This is a genomic window from Paraconexibacter antarcticus (assembly GCF_024220175.1).
Lineage (GTDB): Bacteria > Actinomycetota > Thermoleophilia > Solirubrobacterales > Solirubrobacteraceae > Paraconexibacter > Paraconexibacter antarcticus.
The window spans coordinates 4,978,248-4,997,677 of the sequence record NZ_CP098502.1; the positions used below are offsets into that span (position 1 = coordinate 4,978,248).

Below are 19,430 nucleotides of genomic sequence, written 5' to 3' on the forward strand. Positions count from 1 at the left end.
CCTGCTGCGTCAGCTGTCACTCGGCGCGGGGGGGCCGGCGGCCGGTGGTGCCGGTCTAGTGCGGCGTCTGCTCGAGGGACGCCATGAACGCGTCGAGCTGCTCGATCGAGAAGCGGCGCTGCCCGCCCGGCGTGCGGTAGCCGACGAGGTGCCCGAGGTCCGACCAGCGGCGGACGGTCGACAGGCTCACCCCGAGGTACTGCGCCGCCTGGGAGGTCGTGAGGCCGAGGCGGGTCGTCTTGGGGATGGCGCTGTCCATGGACCGGTTGTACGGCGGCGGCGGGGAGCGCGTCGATGCGCCGGCCTCTTTGCGGAGCTTTGCGCGTCGATCCACACGCCTGCTGCAGGTTGGACGGGTCAGGCCGTCGCCCCGAGGACCGCCCAGCGGCCGCCGCGGAAGCGCGCGCCCGTCGTCGCGAGGCGGGCGAGCATCAGCACGTCGATCGCCACCCAGACCCCGACGACGCCGCCGTCGAGGGCGAGGCTCGCGAGCGCGAGCGGGACGAAGACCACCACCGCGCTGAACGCCATCGCGCGGGCGAGGTAGCGGGTGTCCCCGGCGCCGATGAGGATCCCGTCGAGCGCGAAGACGACGGCCCCGGCCGGCGGCAGGAGCGCGAAGAGCGGCCAGAGGTCGCGGGCCTGGCCGAGGACCGCCGGGTCGCCGGTGAACGCGCGGGGCAGGACGCTCGTGAGCGCGAGGAGCAGCACGCCGAAGCCGCAGCCGACGGCGAGCGCCCAGCCGAGCATCCGGCGGGCGGCCGCGACGGCGCCTGCCCCGTCCCCCGCGCCGAGCGCCCGACCGACGATGATCTGCCCGGCGATCGCGATCGCGTCGAGGACGAGCGCGAGGAAGATGAAGAGCTGGAACGCGATCTGGTGCGCGGCCAGCGCCGCGGTCGACGTCCGGGCGACCACGGCGCCCGCCAGGGTGAAGGCGAGCAGGAGCGACCCCGTGCGGACGAGCAGGTCGCCGCCGAGGCGCAGGAGGCTGCGGAGGTCCGCCCACCGCGGCCGCCGCGACACCTCGGGCCCGCCGGCGCGCAGCAGCAGCACCGCGAACGCGGCGCCCATCCCCGCCTGCGCGACGACGGTGCCGAGCGCGGAGCCGTCGAGGCCGAGGTCCAGGCCGTAGACGAGCACGAGCTCGAGCGCAACGTTGACGAGGTTCGCGGCGATGAGGACGACGAGCGGGGCGCGGAGGCGGCCGACGCCGCGGAGGTACCCCTGGCCGCTCAGCGCGACGAGCGCGAAGGGCAGGCCGGCGGCGCTCAGCCGCAGGTAGCGCTCGGCGAGCCGCGCGGCGTCGCCCGTGCCCCCGAGCGCGAGCATGAGCGGGTGCGCGAGGGCGAGGACGGCGAGCGCGACGGCGACGCCGAGGCCGACGGCGAGCCACAGCGCCTGCGCGGCGATCTGCGCGGCGCGCGCGTGCTGACCGGCGCCGTGCAGCCGCGCGACCTGCGCGGTCGTGCCGTAGGCGAGGAAGTTGCAGAGCGCGACGAGCGCGCTGAGGGCCGTCGCCGCCAGGGCGAGGGCGCCGAGCTGGCGCGTGCCGAGGTGGCCGACGATCGCCGTGTCGGCGAGGACGTAGAGCGGCTCGGCGGCGAGCGCGCCGAGGGCGGGCAGCGCGAGCCGGAGGATCTCGCGGTCGTGCGTCCGGGCGGCGGCCACGACCCCAGCTTGACCGGTGCAAGCCGGGGACGCCGGGGCGCCAGGCGTCCTCGGAGCGTGGAACCGGCGCCGCGACCGGGCATAGGATCGGGCGATGCGGCGCGCGTGGGTGGCCTGGCTCGGTGGCACGGTGGTGCTGCTCGCGGGCTGCGGCAGCGGAGGCGGCGGCCCGATCTCGCCCGCGTGCACGGACGACACCGCAGTCATCGTGAAGGCGCTGGGGCGTGCGCCGGCCGCGGTGACGCTGCCCGACGGGACGCGGCTGGCCGACTGCATCGCGAACGGCACGAGCGACGCGGACCTGCAGAGCGTCGGCCTCGCCTTCCACACGGTCGCGGAGGACCTGCGCGTGCGGGCGCGCGAGGGCGGTGACGCCGGGGCGGCGACCGGCCTCGGCTACCTCATCGGCGCGACGCGGAAGGGCGCGGCGCACACGAACGGCGTCATGGCCGAGCTGCAACGGCGCGTCGAGCTCGTCGGCGGCCGGCTGGAGACGGAGTCGCCGGGGGTCGCCGCGGCGGTCGAGCGCGGGCTCGCGGCGGGCGAGAAGCTCGGCTGAGGCGCCGGCGGCGCCACCTTCCGGAAGGTGAATGCAGGTTCCGTGGGCCCACAGCCCCGTGAATCTTCATTCACAGCGCCTGCGCGCGGCTGCCGTCAGGCCGTGAGGGCGGTGACGAGCCGGGCCGCGCCCTCGGCGAGCGTCGCGTCGTCGGTCGCGAGGGAGAGGCGCGCCCAGCCCGCGCCCTCCGCGCCGAACCCCTCACCGGGGGCGACGGCGACGCGGTGCTCGCGCAGGAGGGTCGCCGCGTCCAGGCCCGCGGGCAGGCGCCACCAGGCGAAGAACGTCCCCTCCGGCGCCGCGAGGTCCGCGGCGCCGACCCCCGCCCCGCGGAGCGCGGCGACGAGCCCGTCGCGCCGGCGGCGGTACGTGTCGCGGGCGGCGACGACCGAGTCCTGCGGCCCGGTGAGCGCGGCGTGGAGGCCGTGCTGGACGGCCGCGAAGACGCCGGCCGTCGTGTGGTCGACGAGCGTCTGCACCCGCGCCACGACGTCCGCGCGCCCAACGACGAACCCGACGCGCCAGCCGGCCATGCCGTAGAGCTTGGACGCGGACCAGAGCTCGACGGCGACCTCGCGGGCCCCCGGTGCGGCGAGGACGCTGCGCGCGGGCGCGTCGAAGGCGAGGGCGCCGTAGGCGAAGTCGTTGAGGAGGACGGCGCCGCGCTCCGACGCGTAGGCGGCGGCCGCCTCGAAGGTGCCCGGGTGCTCGGCGGCGGCGGTCGGGTTCGACGGGTAGTTCAGGACGACGAGGGCCGGGCGCTCGGCGGCGAGTCCGGCGAAGTCGGGCTGGAAGCCGTCGGCCGCCCGGAGCGGCAGCGGGACGTGGCGTGCCCCCGCGAGCGCGAGCGCGCTGAGGTAGTCGGGGTAGCCCGGGTCCGGCAGCAGGACGGCGTCGCCGCCCCCGGCCACGGCCAGCGTCACGAGCATGATCCCCGTCTTCGTCCCGGGGATGACCGCGACCTCGGTCTCCGGGTCGAGCGTCACCCCGTGGTCGGCGGCGTAGCGGGCGGCGATCGCCTCGCGCAGCGCGGGCAGCCCGGAGAACGGCGGGTACCCGTGGACGGCCTGGCCGCCGCCCGCCGCCGCGTCCTGGAGCGCCGCGATCGCGTGCGTGGGCGGCTGGAGATCGGGGTTGCCGCGGCCGAGGTCGACGACGGCCTGCAGGGCCGGGTCCGCGCGGGCGGCGGCGACCCGGGCGAGGATCGCGGTGAAGAACTGGTCGGGGAGGCGGTCGACGGCGGGCATCGCGCCCCCGAACCTACCCCCCGCAGATCCGGTACGCCCGGGTGTCGACGACCCGCCGGCCGTTCGTCAGGCGCAGGACGAGCTTCACGCGCGTGACGCCCTTCGGCCGGCCGATGAGGCTCACCCGCGCCGACAGGCGGCCGCGGCGGAGCGTCGCGATCCGCCGGCCGCCGACGAGGACCTCGCCCGAGCGCAGGCGCGTCCGGTACGCCCTGCGGACGGTGACGGTGACGACGCGGTGGCTCGTGCAGGTGACGCGGGGCGCGGGCGCCGGGGTCGGCGCCGGGGGCGTCACGTCGGCGTCGACGGCGGCGCCGTCCACCCCGCGGATCCATTCCCGCAGCACGCGGTCGGCGACGCGCGCGTAGATGCCCGGCTTGCCCGCACGGGCGCAGCCGTCGCCGTTGCTCGTCGAGCCGACGACGACGAGCGAGCCGTCGGGACGATGGCCGAAGAGCGGCCCGCCGGAATCCCCCTGGCAGCTGTCGGTGCCGCCCTGGGGGTAGCCGGCGCAGAGCTGCGTCGACGCGTCGAACGCGCCGGGGTAGTCGGACGCGCACGTCGCGTCGGCGACGACCGGAACCGTCGCCTCCTGCAGGTGCGGGGCGAGGGCGCCGCCCTCCTTCGTCGCGCCGAAGCCGACGATGAGCGCCGGCGTCCCTGCCGCCCAGAGCGACTCCTCGCCCCGCCCGGCGATGGCGACGGGCTTCGTCGTCGCCGGGTGCTCGAGCCGCAGCAGCGTGACGTCCGAGCCCTGCGTGTTCAGGTAGCTCGGCGGGATGACGACGGCGGCGACCGGGATGCGCTCGCCGGGGCCGCCCGGGGTCTCCGCGCCGATCGTCACCTGGATCGCCGACGGCGGGTAGCCGATCGGCGTCGCGAGCAGCTCGCCGGTGAGCGAGCCGCAGTGCCCGGCGGTGAGGACGGTCGTCGGCGCGACGAGCGTCCCGCTGCACACCGCGCTCCCGCCGATCGACACGTAGGTGACCGCCGGGTAGGCGCCGGCGGCGGTGTCCTTCCCTCCGACGATCGCGACCGCCGGGGCGGCGGTCGTGGCGGTCGCGACGAGCGCGGCCGTGACGGTCAGGACGGTGCGGCGAAGACCCATGACCATCCGCACCCTACGACGGGCCGCGCGCGACGGCGCCGGTCACGCGAGCGGCCCCCCTCGGCCGGGGTGATCTGACAGGCTGTCGGTTCCTATGCCCAAGAAGATCCTGTACAGCGGCGAGACCCAGAAGGCCGTCGACAACTTCCCGATCAGCGGCGAGACCGTGCCGATCGCGGTGATCCACTGGCTCGGCCGCATCAAGGGTGCGGCCGCGCGGGTGAACGGCGAGCTCGGGCTCATCGACAAGGAGCTCGCGGCGAAGATCGCCGCGGCCGCCGACGAGGTCAGCACCGGCGCCTACGACGACCAGTTCCCGATCGACGTCTTCCAGACCGGCTCGGGCACCTCGTCGAACATGAACACGAACGAGGTCCTCGCGTCGCTCGCGGGCGCGCACCCGAACGACCACGTGAACTACGGCCAGTCGTCGAACGACGTCTTCCCGAGCGCCGTGCACCTCGCCGCGCTCGACAACACCGTCAACCAGCTGCTGCCCGCGCTGCGGCAGCTGCAGAAGTCCTTCGCGAAGAAGTCGGTGAAGTTCAAGGACGTCGTGAAGTCCGGCCGCACGCACCTCATGGACGCCGTCCCGGTGACCCTCGGCCAGGAGTTCGGCGGCTACGCGGCGCAGCTCTCGCTCGCGATCGAGCGCGTCGAGGCGACGCTCGTGCACGTCGGCCAGATCCCGCTCGGCGGCACCGCGACCGGCACCGGCCTGAACACCGACCCGAAGTTCGCGGGCAAGGTCATCGCGCTGCTGAAGAAGGAGTCCAAGCTCAAGCAGATCGCGCCGCCGCTCGACCGCTTCGAGGCCCAGGCCAACCGCGACGCGCTCGTCGAGCTGTCCGGCGCGCTGAAGGTCGTCGCCGTCTCGCTGACGAAGATCGCGAACGACATCGCGCTCATGGGCTCCGGCCCGCGCGCGGGCATCGGCGAGATCTACCTGCCCGAGCTGCAGAAGGGCTCATCGATCATGCCGGGCAAGGTCAACCCGGTCCTCCCCGAGGTCGTCCTGCAGGTCAGCGCGCAGGTCATCGGCAACGACACGGCGATCACGATCGGCGGCATGCAGGGCCAGTTCGAGCTCAACGTGCGCATCCCGCTCATCGCCCGCAACCTCCTGCAGTCGATCCACCTGCTCTCGACGACGTCCAAGGCGTTCGCCGAGAAGTGCGTCGACGGCATCACCGTGAACAAGGCGGGCTGCGCCGCGTCCGCCGGCAACACGCTCGCCGTCGCGACCGCGCTCAACGGCGCCATCGGCTACGACAAGGCGACGGTCCTCGTGAAGACCGCCGCCGCGTCCGGCCGCCCGCTGCGCGACGTCGCCCTCGAGGAGGGTGTCGACTCAGGCCTGTACGACAAGACGATCGACCTGCGGAAGATCGCGGCGGGCAACCAGCCCGCGTAGGCCCGTCGGGAGGGCCGCCCGGAGCGGTGGGTGGAATCCTGGTGCTGCAGAGCAGCAGCGGGATTCCACTCACCTCCGCGGAGGCCCTCCCTACGCCGGCACCAGCAGCGACACCCGCAGCGTCCCCTTCGGGAACGCGGTGCCGTCGAAGGAGTCCGCGAGGTACCGCTTGCCCCGGTAGGTGACGGGCCCGTGGTCCGGGATCACGTCGGGGCCCGGCTCGAGCGTCGAGCCCGGCACCTTGCCGAGCGGCGAGACAAGCTGGACCGCCGCGCCGGTGAAGCGGTGCATGAGCTTGATGTAGCCGGTGTCGTCCTGCACCGCGAGCGAGAAGGTCGCCGACGTCCGGCCGTCGGGGCTCATGACCCTGCTGCTCGCGGGCTGCAGCGCGAACGGCCCGCCGAGGTCGTAGACGAGCTTGGTGCCCCGCGTCACGCGGACGCGGACGACGTGGATGGAGTGGTCGCGGAAGAAGTCGAAGATGATCGCGTGGCGGATGGCGACCGGGTCGCCGGCGGCGGTCGCGGCGCGGAAGGCCGGGTCCATGGCGACGTGGCGGAGCGTCTGCATGACCGCGCGGCTCGTCGACTCGGCGGTGAGCAGGCGCCGCCCGACGTAGCCGATCGTGTTCAGCCGCGTGTCGGCCGGGGTCGCGCCGCAGAGCGACGGGGACGGCTGCGGGATCGCGACGTCGAGGCTCAGCGGCGCACCGGTCGGGTAGGCGTGCGAGGGGATCGTGACGATCCGGGTGCCGGCGCGGGGGTGGTTCGCGCGGCCCGCGCCGTGGCGGAAGACGACCGTCGCGCCGGTGAGCCGCTGCAGCAGGCCGGCGTACGCCTTCTGGTCGGTGACCGCGAGGACGTAGCGTCCGGCGACCTTCCCGCTCGCGTCGGTGAGCGTGCCGCGGATCGGGGCGAACGTCGGCGCGTGCCCGTAGGAGTAGACGAGCCGGCGCGCGTGGAAGAGCTCGACGCGGACGATCTGATGGCGGATCGGGAGGAAGACGGCCTTCACCGCCGCGCGGTCGCCGGTCTCGAGCGCCGTCGCCAGCGCCGTGATCCGGTGCAGGCGCTTGACGGCGGTGGCGACGCCGCGGCCGTGGACCGACTGGCCATAGATCCGCCGGGCGACATCGGTCAGCTCGTGCGTGGCCACCGCCCGGCAGCCTCCCGCGAGCGACGCGTGCGGTGGCGGCACGCGCTCCGCCAGCGCAGCCGCGGAGCGATGCCCCGACGTGCCCCCGCACGCCACGAGGCCGAGTCCGAGGACCCCCGTCACCACCACCTTCGTCAACCGCATCATGCCTCCAAGATCGCAACGCGATGCGCCGAGTTCCGGGCCCGGCGGCGGTTCAACCGCATCCGAAGCCGATCCCAACAGAGGCCCAACGCGCGGTTGTCCGGAGCGTGCGGAAGGCCCGCCACCGTGGTGTCGTGGCCAGTGCCCTGACGATGGATCCCGTGCGCCCGCAGGGCGCGACGCGCGAGCGCTCGCGCACCCTGTCGCTGCGCGCGGTGCCGCCCGCCCTCGCCCTCGGCGCGGTCATCGTCCCGACGACCTGGCTCGTCGTCGCGGCGGCGCAGCGCCCGTCGGTGCTCTCACCGCCGTCGATCCGCCCCGCGACCGTGACCGACGCCGGCGGTGCGGCGAGCGGCGCCGCGAGCGCCGCGGCGGGCGGGACGGTGTCGTGGATCCTCGGCCCGCTCCACGGGCTCCACACTCATCCGGCCCTCGCGCCCCACGTGCTGCACCGCGACCTCCTGAAGGTCCTCATCGTCGTCGGCGTCGGGTGGCTCGTCGCCTGGATCGGCGCGGCCCGCCTGCCCCTCCGGGTCGTCGCGGGCGCCGTCGTCCTCGTCCACGCCGTCCTCTTCCTCGGCCCGCCGCTCCCCCTCACCGACGTCTTCAACTACGGCCTCTACGGGCGGATGGCCTCGGTGCACCACCTGAACCCGTACCGCGCGTTCGGAGGACAGGCGGCCGGCGACCCGCTCTACCTGCTCGCGAACTGGCACCACCTAAGGAGCCCGTACGGCCCGCTCTTCACGCTCGCGAGCGAAGGGCTCGGCGTGCTCGGCGTCCACGGCTGGTTCTGGGCGTGGAAGGTCGTCGTGGCCGCGTCGAGCCTCGGCTGCGTCGCGCTCGTCGCGGCGCTCGCAGGGCGCCTCGGCGTGAGCCGCCAGCGTGCCGTCGCCGCTGTCGGGCTGAGCCCGCTGCTGCTCATCGGCGAGGTCGGCGGCCTGCACCAGGACATGCCCGCCGTCGCCTGCCTGCTCGGCGCCGCGTGGTGCCTGCTGCGCGGCCGGGACGCCGACGCGCCCGCCTGGTGCGCGCCGACCGCCGGCGCCCTCGCGGTCCTCGCCGCGGGCATCAAGCCGTCCTTCGCGATCGTGCTCGGCATCGTCGTCCTCGGCGCCGACCGGCGCCTGGCGGCCGCGACGGGGGCCGCGGCCGCCGGCGCGCTCACGGGCCTCGTCGTCCTGCTCGTCTACGGCGGCGCGCTGCCGGACGTCGGCACGCAGTCCGCGCTCGTCAGCCCGCTGAGCGTCCCGAACCTCCTCGGCCTCGCCGCCGGCCACGGCGGCGCCGACCACGCGGTGCGCCAGGCCGCCCAGGCGGCGCTCGTGCTCGTCGCGGGCGCGATCACCGTCGCGGTCGGCCTCGACCGGCGCCGGGCGCTCAGCGGCCTCGGCCTGCTCCTCTTCGCGTCCGTCCTCGCGCTGTCGTGGGTCATGCCCTGGTACCTCGTGTGGGCGCTCCCGTTCATCGCGCTCGCCCGGCCGCGGGCCCTCGCGCCGCTCGCCGTCGTCGCGACCTGCTGGCTGACGGTCGGCGGGCTCTCGACGCTGCCGGGCATCCTCCACAGCGCCGGCTACTTCCCGACGCGGCTGGCGACCGGGAAGGCGAACCACCTCGAGTTCCAGAGGCTCGTCAAGTGAGCCGCGCGGAGGTCATGCGGCTCGTCCGCTTCTGCGAGGTCGGCGCGACGAACACCGCCGTGACGCTCGTCGCCTACGGGCTGCTCGTCCACGCCGGCTGCCCCGGCTGGCTCGCGTCGGCGCTCGGCTTCGCGGCCGGCGCCGCCAACGGGTACCACTGGAACGCCCGCTGGACGTTCGCCGACCGCCGCCGCGAGGGGGACGACGGCGCCCGCCTGCGCTACGTCGCGGTGCAGGGCGCGGGCAGCGCCGCGAGCGCGCTCGGCGTCCTCGCCGCCCACCACGCCCTCGGCCTGGCGCACCTCGCGTCCGAGATCGTCATCCTTCCCGTGGTGACCGTTCTCACCTACGGCCTCATGCGCACCGTCGTCTTCCCGGTGCGCCCGACTCCGGACCGCGCCCTGTCCGCGTGAAGCGGGCCCACCTGTCGGGCCTCTCGCTCGCGGTGATGGCCGGCCTCGTCGTCGCTGCGACCCTCGGGGGCCGCACCACGGCGCGCGACCAGGCGAGCGCGCGCGGACTGCCGACCGCCGCGACCTGCTCCGCGCCGCGGGCGGGCACCTGGCGGCTCCCGTCCATCGACGGCCGGGTGCCCGTCGTGGTCCACGTCCCGCCCGGCGCGAAGGCGGGCGCACCGCTCGTGCTCGGCCTCCCGGGCGCCGCCCAGACCGCCAGGGACTTCGCGCAGTACACCGGCTACTCGCACCTGGCCGACCGCCGGGGCTTCCTCGTCGCCTACCCGACGGCGACCGGCGCGCGGCCGTCGTGGAACATCTCCGGGACGGCCGCGGGCAAGCCCGACGACGTCGCCTACCTGCGCACGGTCATCGGGGCCGTCGTCGCCGCCACGTGCGCCGACCGGTCACGCGTGACGGCCACCGGCGTCTCCAACGGGGGCGGCATGTCGGCGCGCCTGGCGTGCGACGCCGCCGACCTCATCGCCGCGGCGGCGCCGGTCGCCGGAGGCTACGGCAGCCTGCCCGACTGCCACCCGTCGCGGCCGGTCCCGATCCTCGAGATCCACGGCACCGGCGACGACGTCGTCCCGTACCGCGGGAAGGGCGCCGACGCGTCCGGCGCGGTCTCGCGGTTCCTCGCGCAGTGGCGCCGGCTGGACGCGTGCGGGCCCGCCGCCGTCCGGTCCTCACCGCGCGCCGGGATCACCGAGCTGCACTGGGAGCCGTGCCGCGCCGGGACCGCCGTCGAACACGACCGGATCGCCGATGCCGAGCACGGCTGGCCGGGTGAGGATGACGTCGATGGGCACCGGGGCTTCTCGACGACGGCACGGACGTGGGAGTTCCTCTCCCGCTTCCGTGCCTGAACGCCTGCGAGCGCGTCCGTGACCCGACGCCGTGGGGGAAGGCGTAGACGAAGCTCGTGTAGGGCTGGCCGGCCGCCCGGCTGACGTCGACGCCGTGGGCGCGCACCCAGCGCGCCAGCGGCGAGCAGCCGGTGAACACGTCCGGCGTGAAGACCGCGCACGGCGCGCCGAGCAGGACGATCCGGACCCGGTGCGTCACGATGTCCCGCCGCAGCTGGGGCACGGTGACGAGCGGGCGCGCGTCGTTCGCGGCGAGCACGAGCACCGGCCGGCCGTCGTGCGAGATGAGCGACGCCGCGGCGCCGACCGTGATCGTGGCCGCCTGGTACCGCGCACCCCGCCGGTGGGCGTCGAGGTAGCGGACGAGCAGCGAGAAGCGCGGGCCGGTGATCGCCCCGGGGGCGCCGGCGTCCTCGGCCCGGGACGCGACGGCCGCGACGCTCGCGGCGGCGGGGACGACGAGCGCGAGCCCGGCGACGATCGCGGTCAGCCGGGCGGCGGACAGGCCACCGGCGCGGCGGCGCGCCCGGCGGACGACGAACGCGCTCACGGCCAGCGCAAGGCCCGCCCCGAAGACGGCGGCGACCGCCGGGTCGACGGCCTCGAGATACCGCGGCTTGAGCGACTTCTGGACGCTGAACAGGACGAGGCCCGTCCCGAGCCAGCCGGTGAGCGCGACCGCGCCCGCGCGCTGGAGGCGGTCGAGGCCACGGCCCGCGCCCGCGAGCGCCGCCGCGAGCAGAGCGAGGAGCGCGAGCCCGATCGGCACCCCGGCACGCAGGCCGACGTGGTCCCGCGGCGCGAAGAGGCGCCACGGGCTCGGCGGGGCGGGGGCCTGGGCGAGGTTCGCGAGGTGGCGGCGCCGCAGCTGCGCGAGGGCGCGGGCGCGGGCGACGCGCTGGTGCGCCGTCGGCGGCCGGTTCGCGCCGGGGATGACGGGGCGCGGCGTCGGCGGGAAGCCCGTCACGCGGTGCAGCCCGTCGTAGACGAAGGTCGCGTTCCAGGCCGAGCCGTTCGTCGACCCGAAGGCCCACGGCCGGTGGGCGCCCCCGAGCACGGGCAGGACGGCGAGCCAGGCGAGCGCGACGACCGTGAAGGTGACGGCGGCGCCGGCGAGCGCCGCGGCGCGGCGGGGGCGCGGGAGCGCGCTGCCGAGCCACCAGAGGAGGACGAGCGCCGGCGCGGCGATGAGCCCCTCGAAGAGCTTCACCTCGAAGGCGAGGCCGAGGATCGCGCCCGCGGCGAGCAGCAGCGCCGGCCGGTCGCGGCGGGCCGCGCGGGCGGTGAGGGCGGCGGCGGTCACGACGAGCGCCGCCATGACCGAGTCCATCGTGTCGCTGCGCGAGGTGATGACCGGGATCGGCATGACCGCGAGGGCGAGCGCGCCGGCGAGCGCGGCGCGGCGGCCGAAGAGGGTGTGCAGCAGGTCGTAGAGCGCGAGGACGGCGAGCGTCCCGCCGATCGCCTCGGGGAGGTGCAGGCCGAGCGTCCCGAAGCCGAGGAGCTTCGTCGACGCGACCTGCAGCCACAGGTCGACCGGGGGCTTGTCGACGGCGACCGCGGCGGACGGGTCGATCGCGCCGGTGATGAACGCGTGCCACGACCCGCCCATCGAGCGGACGGCCGCGTCGTAGAACGGGTCGTCGCGCATCGCGCCGAGGCCGACGAGGCGCAGCACGGCCGCGAGCAGGACGATGAGGCCCGGGGACACCCAGGCGGGGACGCGCGGCGCCGGGCCCGGCGGCGAGAGGACGGCCACGTGCCCGCCGGCCGCGACGAGCGCCGGGGCGGGGACGGGTTCTCCCGGGGGCCGCGGTGGCGGCGCGACCGGCACGCTCAGGACCCGGCGCCGCGCGCAGGGGTGGCCGTCACGGCGACGGGCGCGCCGGGAGCGGCAGGAGCGGCAGGGCGTGCGGGCGCGAGCTCCCGCGCGAGCGCGCGGCGCTCACGGAAGGCGCGGAGGATGACGCCGGCGTTGCCGCCGGTCGGCTCGCCCGCGGTCCGCGGGCGGTGGTGCACGCCGACCTCGGTGATGCGCAAGCCCGCGCGCTCGGCGCACGCGTACAGCTCCGTCGAGATCATCGCGCCCTCGCTGCGGAGGTCGAGCGCCCGGACGGCGTCGCCGCGGACGAGCTTGAAGGCGCAGTCCACGTCGCGCACCGCGACGCCGAACGTCCGGCGCATGAGGCGGTTCCACGCCTCCGCCGCGAGCCGGCGATGCAGCGGGTCCTGGCGGTCGATGCGGAAGCCGGCGACGAGGTCGTGCGTCGCCGCGTCCGTCAGCATGAGCTCGAGCTCCTGCAGGTCGAACTGCAGGTCGGCGTCGGTGAGGAGGACCCACGGCATCCGCGAGGCGGTGATGCCGCTGCGGACGGCAGCGCCGTACCCGCGGTTCTGCTCGTGGGCGACGACGCGGACCCGCGGATCCCCCACGGCGAGGAGCTCGGCGATGCCGCGCGTCCCGTCCCGCGACCCGTCGTCCACGACGACGACCTCTGTCGCGCAGGCGCAGCGGGCGCCGGCGGCGAGCGCCTCGGCGACCGCCGCCGCGACGTTCGCCTCCTCGTCGTAGCAGGGAAGGACGATCGTCAGGCCGGGCAGCCGGAGGTCGGCCGGCACCGCGGCGCGGACGGGCGGGGCGGTCCTCGCGGCAGTCAGGACGGGGGTGAGCGCGGGCATCTCGGGCGGGCCTTTCTCGACGGTGGGCCTGTCACGGTGCTCTCGGGCCCTGAGCCGCCCCGCAACCCGTCGTTGGGCCGCCGCTCGCGCTTTGTTGGGATGGCGTTGGCGACCCGTGGCCGCCGCTACGCTGGGCGGTGCGATGGCCGTCCGGATCCTGCTCGTGGAAGACGACGACGACCTGCGGACGGTGATGGCGGACGGGCTCGGCGCGGACGGCCACGACGTCGCCGGGGTCCCCGACGCCGCGGGTGCCCTCGAGGCGCTCGCGGAGGCGCCGCCGGATCTGCTCATCCTCGACGTCGCGCTCGGCAGCGGCCTGGACGGCGTGGAGGTCTGCCGTCGCGTGCGGACGGTCGACACCGAGCTCTACGTGATGATGCTGACCGCCCGCGACGCCGAGGCGGACATCGTCCTCGCGCTCGAGGCCGGCGCCGACGACTACCTCACGAAGCCCGTCGGGCTCGCCGAGCTGCGCAGCCGCGTCCGCGCCGCCGTCCGCCGCCTGCGGACCGGGGCCGAGCCCGCGAGCGTCCTGCGGGCGGGGGACCTCGAGCTCGATCCCGGCGCCCGCGTCGCCCGGGTGGGCGGCGCCGTCCTCGGTCTCACCCCGTCGGAGTTCGCCGTCCTGGAGGCGCTGCTCGCCGCGGGCGGGAACGTCCGCACGCGCTGGGAGCTCGTCCACGCGATCTTCGGGGACGACGCCTACCGCGACCCGCGCGCGGTCGACGTCCACGTGCACCACCTGCGTGAGAAGGTCGCCGCCGCCGGCGGCGACCCCGGCGTCATCGCCACCGTGCGCGGGGCGGGCTACCGCCTCGGGGTCTGAGCGGACCGATGTCCCGGCCCGTCGGCCTGCGGATGCGCCTCGTCCTGGCGCTGCTGGCGACGAGCCTCGTCACGCTCGGCGCGTCGTTCGCGACGCTCGTCCCGTCGCTCGACCACCGGCTCGAGCGCGACCGGCTCAACGAGCTGCGCGTCGTCGCCCGGACCGCCCGCTTCGCGATCCGCGGCCTCCCGGAGAACGTCTTCGAGCGCGGGACCGCGGGCGCGCGGCGCGTCGTCCTGGACCTGCAGCGGCGGACGGGCGGGCACGTCGCGCTCTTCCTCCCCGACGGCACCCCGATCGTCGTGACCGCGCCCGAGGGCCACCATCCCGCCCCGGTCGACGAGCTGCAACAGGTCCGCGACATGCACCTGCCGCGGGTGACCGACGTCCGCGAGGGGGTCCGCGACGGCGAGGCGATCCTCATCAGCGGCGTGCAGCGTCCCGGCGGCGACCGGCTCATCCTCGTCATGCGCAAGCCGCTCGACGACACGCGGGCGGCCGCCGACACCGTCCGGCGCGCGCTCCCGCTGGCGCTCGCCGTCGGCCTCGCCGTCGCGCTGCTCGTCGCGCTCGCGCTGTCCCGCTCGCTGCTCGTGCGGCTGCGGCGCCTGCGGGAGGACGCCCGCGCGCTGGGGAGCGAGGGGCTGCGGCACCGCATCGAGGTCGGGCCGCCGGACGAGGTGGGCGAGGTCGCCGGGGCGCTCGAGGCGATGCGGTCGCGCCTCGTCGCCGAGGAGGAGGCGCGGCAGGCCTTCCTCGCGACCGCCTCGCACGAGCTGCGCACGCCGCTCGCGACGCTCCAGGCGACGCTCGAGCTCATGGACGAGGACGTGCAGCGGGCCGCGCCCGTGGACCCCGCGGTGCTGCACGCGCGGGCGGCGTCCGCCCTGCGCCAGACGCACCGCCTCACCGGCCTGGCGACCGACCTGCTCGACCTCAGCCGCGTGGACGGCGAGGCGCCGCTGAGCGCGGACCCGCTCGAGCTCGTCGAGTGCGTGGCGATGGTGCGCGACGACGCGACGGAGGCGCTGGGCGCCGCGGGGCGCACGCTCGAGGTGACGGGCGCGGCGCCGGTCCACGCCCGCGCCGACCCGGCCGCCGTCCGCCGCATCCTCCACGTGCTGCTCGACAACGCGCGCGCCTACGGGGCGGGGACGGTCCGCCTCGACGTGGCGCGCGACGGCGGCGACGCGCTCGTCGTCGTCACCGACGAGGGGCCCGGCCTCACCGTCGAGGACCGCGACCACGTCTTCGAGCGCTTCCGTCGCGGCGAGGCGGGCCACGCGAGCCCCGGGTTCGGCCTCGGCCTGCCGATCGCGCGCGGCCTCGCCGAGCGCATGGGCGGCACGCTCAGCGCGCCGGAGGCCCCGCGCGGCGCCCGGTTCGAGCTGCGGCTGCCGGGGTGGTCGCCGGAGGGGTGAGGACGGCGCGTCAGCCCGCGCGCCGCACCCGCACCCGCACCCGCACCCGCACCCGCACCCGCACCCGCACCCGCACCCGCACCCGTACCCGCACCACGACGTCGCAGTGCCTCACGACGTCGACGGGGTCCACCCGGGCGCGGTCGGTCCCCGTCCCGCAGTCGACGACGTCCTTGACGCCGTTGACCGCGTCAAGGCGGTCGTCGCCCGGCCCGCCGTAGAGGACGCCGCGGCCCGGGCCGGCGAGGAGGACGTCGCGCCCCGCGCCACCGCTGAGGGTGTCCGAGCCCGAGCCGCCCTCGAGCCGGTCGTCGCCCGGCCCGCCGACGAGGTGGTCGTCGCCGGCCCCGCCGAGGATCGTGTCGATGCCCGCCCCGCCGAGGAGGAGGTCCGCGCCCGTGTCCCCGCGCAGCGTGTCCACCCCGCCGCCCCCGCGGGCGACGTCGTCGCCGGACCCGCCGGAGAGCACGTCGGCCCCGTCGCCGCCCGAGAGGTGGTCCGGCCCGTCACCCCCGCGGAGCGTGTCGTTGCCGTCGTTGCCGAGCTCCACGTCCCCGCCCGCGCCGCCCGACAGCAGGTCGTTCCCGTGGCCGCCCTTGAGGCGGTCGGCGCCGCCGCCACCGCTCAGGCAGTCGTCACCCCCGTGACCGGTCGCGAGGTCGGCCGCGGGCCCGCCGAGCGCGCGGTCGCCGGTCTCGGTCCCGACGAACGCCCGACCCCCGAGCGCGGGCAGGACGTTCCCGCAGCGTGTGCGCAGCGTGACGATCCCCGCGTCCGACGCGAGGACGACCGTCCCGCCCGCGACCGCCGCCGACCCGCGCGCCGCCGTCGTCCCGGCCGCGGCGGTGCCCACGTCGAAGGCGTCCTCGCCGAGCGGGACGCCGTCGCGGAGCGAGACCGCGAGCCGCCGCCCGTCGTCGCGGGTGACGAACACCGTCTGCGTCCCGATCGCGGGCACGACGCGGGCGAAGCCGTGCCCGGCCGCGGCCCCGGGCTCGCGGTCGAGGACCCAGCGCCGCGTGAGGTCGGTCCCGGAGAGCGCGTAGAGGTCGTGCGTCGTCCCGGCCACGACGACCCCGGCGTCGGCGCCGAGCGCCGAGGTCGCCAGGCCCGGGTCGGGCCGCCCGGCGAGCGGCGCGCTCCGCGCGGTCTCGACGAGCGCCGACCCGTCCGCCGCCGGGACGAGGCGGTGCACGACGGTCTCGTCGCGCGCCTCGGCGTAGGTCGCGACGAACAGCGCGACCGGCCGCCCCGGGGCTCCCGCCGCGACGGCGGGCGCGAAGGCGAAGACGCGGCTCGTCGCCGACGCGGTGGCGTCGAGCCGTCCGGAGGCGGCCCCGGCGCGCGGGCGCGCGAGCGCCGGCGCGTCCGGCCGCGTGAGCCCGAAGTCGTCGGCGACGAGGGTCTGGACCGGGTGCTCGGGGTCGCGCGTGGCGAGCGCGACGAGCGCCCCGCCGGGACCGGTCGCCTCGGCGCCGCGGACGAGGACCGGCGCGGCGAGCGCGTTGAGCCCCGCGACGTCGACGGCCTGCGTCTGGGCGGCCTGGATCGTCGCCGTCGGCCCGCCGGGCGCGTCGATCGGCACGCGCAGGACGTGCCCGCGCGGCTCGCTCGCGGGCGACGCGGGACCGCCCGCCGTCTCCCAGTCGGGCCGGTCCACGACGGTGAACACGAGGGCGCGCGTCCCGTCCGCGGCCGGGTCGGTGAGCAGCGGACTGCTCGAGGCGACGTAGCCCGTCGTGTACGGGACCGCGACCCGCTGGACGAGGCGCCCGGAGAGCACGTCGACCTGCGCGATCGCGACGACCGGCTGCCCGGCGCCGGTGCGGCCGTTGACGACGGCGAAGATCTCGCCCGCGGCCGCCACCGTCGAGGAGTCCGCGGGCGTCACCGAGCCGTCGAAGCCGGTGAGCGCCGCCCCGGTCCCGCCGAGCGCGACGCCCGCCGCGTCCCCGACCGGCGTCCCGGCGTAGAGGTCGTGCAGGTGCAGCCGGCCGTCGGCGGTCCCGTAGACGACACGCGGCGCGACGCCCCCCGTCCCGGGACCGGTGACGAGCGGCGAGGTGACGACGTCGACGTCGCCGACGCTCCAGAGGGCGTCGAAGGGCGGCAGCCCCGCATCGAACGGCTGCAGGCCGGCCCGGGCCGCGTCCCCGCCGGCGGTCGGCCAGATCGTCGCCGGGGCGGGCGCCGGGGCGGCGAGCCCGGCCCCGGCCGCGAGGACGGCGGACGCGATGAGCGCGGCGGCGGCCCGGCGCGGCGCCGCCCGCACTCAGGGGCGGGGCGCGGCGGCCGGGGCCGCCAGCGCGTCGCGGACGGCGAGCATCGACGGCTTCGGCCGGCCGTCGTAGGAGAAGAGGCCCTTCTGGTTCAGGCCCCGCAGGATGTGGATGTCGGGGACCTGCCGCCGGATCGACCCGCCGTAGAACGCGGGCGTGACGGCGAAGTCGCGCAGGTTCCACACGAGCATGCCGCTGAGCCGCGGGTCCGCCTTGTAGATGCCGATGTGGAGCTTCAGCAGGGCGGACTGGAAGCCGTAGCCGCCGGGCGCGTCGCTCGCGTTCAGCGCGTTCGCCTCGGCGCCGAACTCGCTGATGACGACGATCTTGCCGGCGAAGACCTTCTCGAAGTTCGCGACGTGGTCCCGGATCGCCTGGGCGACCTGCGCGTGCGTGTCGTGCGTGTCCGAGTACCAGCCGATGTAGTTCGTGTCGCCGACCGCGTCGATGTTGCGGTACATCGGGCCGGCGACGCGCGGCGGGTGGGTGCCCCAGACGTCGAGCGCGACGAGACGCCCCGGGTCGCGGCTGTGGAGCTCCTTCGCCATGTCGTCGATGTACTGCGCCTGGCCGCCGCGGTGACCGTTCGCGGCGACCTCGTTCGCGAGGTTCCAGGCGATGATCGACGGGTGCGTCTGCAGCTGGAAGAGCGTCGCGCGCACGCGACCCTTCGCCTGCTCGACGAGCTTCGGCGTCTTCGACGTCCAGGCGCCCGGGGCGTCGACGGGGCCGACCCCCATCCAGACCATGATCCCGGCCGCGTCGAGGCGCTCCATGAGCGCCGGGTTCAGCGGATGCTGCGCGCGGGTCGCGTTCGCCCCGAGCTCCTGCAGCTCCTTGACGATCTCGTCCATGTCGGCGGCGGTCAGCGCGTCGCCGCGGCCCTCCGCGTCCTCGTGGATCGACGCGCCCTTCAGGACGATCGGCTTCCCGTTGAGGTAGAGCTTCGTGCCGACCTTGCGCAGCTCGCGCAGGCCCGTCTTCAGCGTGTAGCCGGACTCGCCGTTCGGCCCGGTGAACGTCAGGTCGTAGAGGTTCGGGGAGCCGGGCGCCCACAGCGCGGGGTCCTTCACGTCGACCGTCGTCTGCAGGACCCGCGTCTGGCCCTGCGGGACGAGGATCTTCGGGAACGTGAAGTTCAGCGTCTGGCCCGAGTGCCTGAGCGTGCCGGCAACGGGGACGACGCGGTCGGCGGCGCGGTTCGTCACGTGGACGGTGAGGTCGACGAGCGCGTGCCCGTTCGGCTGCAGGCGCGTGCGCACGGACGGCGCGCCGATGTCGCTCGCCGTGAGCCTGCGGATCGTCACCTCGCGGTTGATGCCGCCGAAGTTGAACCACGTGCGGTGCCACGCCTCCCGCTTCATCTCGTACGGGTTGCGGTAGTCGGCGCGGACGACGAGCGTGTGCGGGACGCCGGGCGTGAGCGCGGCGCGGCCCTCGAACGGGAGGTACTCGCCGGTGTGATGGGCGATCTCCTTGCCGTCCATCCACACGCGCGCCTTGTGGTTCACCGACTCCAGGCGAACCGCGTAATTGCCCGCTTCGGGGACGGTGAACGACGTGCGGTACCAGGCGACGGTGCCGAAGAAGGACTTCTTCTGGCCGGGGCCGAGGACGCGCTTGGCGTTCGCGTCGTTCGGGACGGTGACGTCCGACCCGGTGAAGTTGCCCGTCTGCCAGCCCTTGAGCGTGCCGTGGGCGTTCGGATCGCTGCGCAGGACCCAGGTGCCGCCGAGCGCGATGCGCCCGATCGGGCCGTCGCGGATGACCGGGGCGGCCGCCGACGCGACGCCATCGGCGCCCGCCTTCGCGCGACCCACGTCGCCGTTCGGAGCGGCGGCGGCAGCCACGACGATCGCGCCGATGGTCACCGCCAACGCTTTGCCCCCGGAAAGCATGAACGAGCCAGGGTACCGGCGCCCGGGGCCGGACGCGCCGCGGAGGGCCCCGAAGCGGGCCT

15 protein-coding genes and 1 pseudogene are annotated in these 19,430 nt (G+C 76.2%); 7 read left to right on the forward strand and 9 right to left on the reverse strand.

Annotation, left to right across the window (positions count from 1 at the left end; genetic code table 11):
* Positions 1-55: 55 nt before the first annotated feature.
* Both NBH00_RS24390 and NBH00_RS24395 read right to left on the reverse strand, forming a co-directional pair.
* Positions 56-259: a MerR family transcriptional regulator gene (locus NBH00_RS24390; protein WP_254571165.1), complete on the reverse strand. Its 204-nt coding sequence runs from the start codon at positions 257-259 to the stop codon at positions 56-58.
* A gap of 98 nt (positions 260-357) precedes the next feature.
* Positions 358-1,671, reverse strand: a complete 1,314-nt coding sequence (locus tag NBH00_RS24395; protein ID WP_254571166.1) for an MATE family efflux transporter — start codon at positions 1,669-1,671, stop codon at positions 358-360.
* A gap of 94 nt (positions 1,672-1,765) precedes the next feature.
* Between NBH00_RS24395 and NBH00_RS24400 the strand changes: the two genes are divergently transcribed.
* Positions 1,766-2,230, forward strand: coding sequence for a hypothetical protein (locus NBH00_RS24400; RefSeq protein ID WP_254571167.1), 465 nt, complete (start codon positions 1,766-1,768; stop codon positions 2,228-2,230).
* Positions 2,231-2,325: 95 nt separating this feature from the next.
* Here NBH00_RS24400 and NBH00_RS24405 read toward each other — a convergent pair whose 3' ends face one another.
* Both NBH00_RS24405 and NBH00_RS24410 read right to left on the reverse strand, forming a co-directional pair.
* Positions 2,326-3,477, reverse strand: coding sequence for a pyridoxal phosphate-dependent aminotransferase (locus NBH00_RS24405; RefSeq protein ID WP_254571168.1), 1,152 nt, complete (start codon positions 3,475-3,477; stop codon positions 2,326-2,328).
* 13 nt (positions 3,478-3,490) lie between these two features.
* Positions 3,491-4,585, reverse strand: coding sequence for a serine protease (locus NBH00_RS24410; RefSeq protein ID WP_254571169.1), 1,095 nt, complete (start codon positions 4,583-4,585; stop codon positions 3,491-3,493).
* Positions 4,586-4,679: 94 nt separating this feature from the next.
* On the opposite strand from NBH00_RS24410, the gene NBH00_RS24415 reads away from it, so the two are divergent.
* Complete coding sequence (locus NBH00_RS24415) at positions 4,680-5,999, forward strand: class II fumarate hydratase (RefSeq protein WP_254571170.1); 1,320 nt, start codon at positions 4,680-4,682, stop codon at positions 5,997-5,999.
* Between the two features lie 90 nt (positions 6,000-6,089).
* Here the strand turns inward: NBH00_RS24415 and NBH00_RS24420 are convergent, their stop codons facing one another.
* The gene (locus NBH00_RS24420; RefSeq protein WP_254571171.1) at positions 6,090-7,154 is read right to left on the reverse strand and encodes a hypothetical protein; all 1,065 of its coding nucleotides are present in this window, start codon (positions 7,152-7,154) and stop codon (positions 6,090-6,092) included.
* Positions 7,155-7,432: 278 nt separating this feature from the next.
* Between NBH00_RS24420 and NBH00_RS24425 the strand changes: the two genes are divergently transcribed.
* The 3 genes and pseudogenes from NBH00_RS24425 to NBH00_RS24435 all read left to right on the forward strand — a co-directional run.
* Positions 7,433-8,938, forward strand: a complete 1,506-nt coding sequence (locus NBH00_RS24425) for an MptA/MptB family glycosyltransferase (RefSeq protein WP_254571172.1) — start codon at positions 7,433-7,435, stop codon at positions 8,936-8,938.
* The gene (locus NBH00_RS24430; protein ID WP_254571173.1) at positions 8,935-9,351 is read left to right on the forward strand and encodes a GtrA family protein; all 417 of its coding nucleotides are present in this window, start codon (positions 8,935-8,937) and stop codon (positions 9,349-9,351) included. Before NBH00_RS24425 ends, NBH00_RS24430 begins: the two co-directional genes overlap by 4 nt.
* Positions 9,352-9,386: 35 nt before the next feature.
* A pseudogene (locus NBH00_RS24435) lies at positions 9,387-9,875 on the forward strand (CE1 family esterase); the annotation flags it as partial.
* A gap of 223 nt (positions 9,876-10,098) precedes the next feature.
* Here NBH00_RS24435 and NBH00_RS24440 read toward each other — a convergent pair.
* Together NBH00_RS24440 and NBH00_RS24445 are read right to left on the reverse strand one after the other, a co-directional pair.
* Positions 10,099-12,096 (reverse strand): ArnT family glycosyltransferase, encoded by a 1,998-nt coding sequence (locus NBH00_RS24440; protein WP_254571174.1) that lies wholly within the window; start codon positions 12,094-12,096, stop codon positions 10,099-10,101.
* 2 nt (positions 12,097-12,098) lie between these two features.
* Entirely contained in the window at positions 12,099-12,941 is an 843-nt protein-coding gene (locus tag NBH00_RS24445) for a glycosyltransferase family 2 protein (protein ID WP_254571175.1), read from the reverse strand.
* Positions 12,942-13,083: 142 nt separating this feature from the next.
* Here NBH00_RS24445 and NBH00_RS24450 point away from each other — a divergent pair, with 142 nt between their 5' ends.
* Both NBH00_RS24450 and NBH00_RS24455 read left to right on the forward strand, forming a co-directional pair.
* The gene (locus tag NBH00_RS24450) at positions 13,084-13,770 is read left to right on the forward strand and encodes a response regulator transcription factor (protein WP_254571176.1); all 687 of its coding nucleotides are present in this window, start codon (positions 13,084-13,086) and stop codon (positions 13,768-13,770) included.
* Positions 13,771-13,778: 8 nt separating this feature from the next.
* Positions 13,779-15,191 carry a HAMP domain-containing sensor histidine kinase gene (locus NBH00_RS24455; RefSeq protein WP_254571177.1) on the forward strand — a complete coding sequence of 471 codons (1,413 nt, stop codon included), beginning with the start codon at positions 13,779-13,781 and terminating at the stop codon, positions 15,189-15,191.
* 10 nt (positions 15,192-15,201) lie between these two features.
* On the opposite strand, the gene NBH00_RS24460 is transcribed toward NBH00_RS24455, so the two are convergent.
* Together NBH00_RS24460 and NBH00_RS24465 are read right to left on the reverse strand one after the other, a co-directional pair.
* On the reverse strand, positions 15,202-17,463 hold the full coding sequence (locus NBH00_RS24460) for a calcium-binding protein (protein ID WP_254571178.1): 2,262 nt from the start codon (positions 17,461-17,463) through the stop codon (positions 15,202-15,204).
* Positions 17,464-19,368, reverse strand: coding sequence for a glycoside hydrolase family 2 protein (locus tag NBH00_RS24465; RefSeq protein WP_254571179.1), 1,905 nt, complete (start codon positions 19,366-19,368; stop codon positions 17,464-17,466).
* Positions 19,369-19,430 lie beyond the last annotated feature (62 nt).

Excerpts from the sequence above, each read along its gene's own strand:
- NBH00_RS24390 (WP_254571165.1), bottom strand. The coding sequence starts at position 259 with ATGGACAGCGCCATCCCCAAGACGACCCGCCTCGGCCTCACGACCTCC.
- NBH00_RS24400 (WP_254571167.1), top strand. The coding sequence starts at position 1,766 with ATGCGGCGCGCGTGGGTGGCCTGGCTCGGTGGCACGGTGGTGCTGCTC.
- NBH00_RS24405 (WP_254571168.1), bottom strand. The coding sequence starts at position 3,477 with ATGCCCGCCGTCGACCGCCTCCCCGACCAGTTCTTCACCGCGATCCTC.
- NBH00_RS24410 (WP_254571169.1), bottom strand. The coding sequence starts at position 4,585 with ATGGGTCTTCGCCGCACCGTCCTGACCGTCACGGCCGCGCTCGTCGCG.
- NBH00_RS24415 (WP_254571170.1), top strand. The coding sequence starts at position 4,680 with ATGCCCAAGAAGATCCTGTACAGCGGCGAGACCCAGAAGGCCGTCGAC.
- NBH00_RS24445 (WP_254571175.1), bottom strand. The coding sequence starts at position 12,941 with ATGCCCGCGCTCACCCCCGTCCTGACTGCCGCGAGGACCGCCCCGCCC.
- NBH00_RS24450 (WP_254571176.1), top strand. The coding sequence starts at position 13,084 with ATGGCCGTCCGGATCCTGCTCGTGGAAGACGACGACGACCTGCGGACG.
- NBH00_RS24455 (WP_254571177.1), top strand. The coding sequence starts at position 13,779 with ATGTCCCGGCCCGTCGGCCTGCGGATGCGCCTCGTCCTGGCGCTGCTG.
- NBH00_RS24465 (WP_254571179.1), bottom strand. The coding sequence starts at position 19,368 with ATGCTTTCCGGGGGCAAAGCGTTGGCGGTGACCATCGGCGCGATCGTC.